We start from the raw sequence: 350 nt of genomic DNA, 5'->3' as shown, positions 1-350 counted from the left end.
ACAAGTATAGATAGTAATGAAGTAAAAGCAGGCCAAGAACTACTTTACAAAATAACTTACAAAAATACAACAGGAAAGGTACAAAAGGTTGTAATAAAAGATAAGATTCCAGCTCATACAACATATGTAAAAGATTCAGCAGATAACAAAGGAATTTATAAAGACGGAGAAATTACTTGGACTAAGGAAAATGTAGCAGACGGAGAAACAGTAGAAGTTACATTTAAAGTAAAAGTAGACGACAATGTAAATGGAGAAAGAATCTTAAATAAGGCAAAAGTAGCAGATGGAAGTAATACATTTGACACAAATGAAACAACAAATCCAACTTCTACAAAACCATTAAAAGA

General features: G+C 30.6%; 1 protein-coding gene. It reads left to right on the top strand.

Annotation, left to right across the window (positions count from 1 at the left end):
• Positions 1-350: DUF7927 domain-containing protein (locus VJI93_RS09405; protein WP_324000520.1), on the top strand; the 350-nt coding region annotated here is incomplete at both ends.

The sequence above is a fragment of the Parvimonas sp. M20 genome (assembly GCF_035282425.1).
In the GTDB taxonomy this organism is placed as follows: domain Bacteria; phylum Bacillota; class Clostridia; order Tissierellales; family Peptoniphilaceae; genus Parvimonas.
Note: the sequence above shows the minus strand (reverse complement) of the source record. Positions and strands in the feature narration are given on the sequence as shown.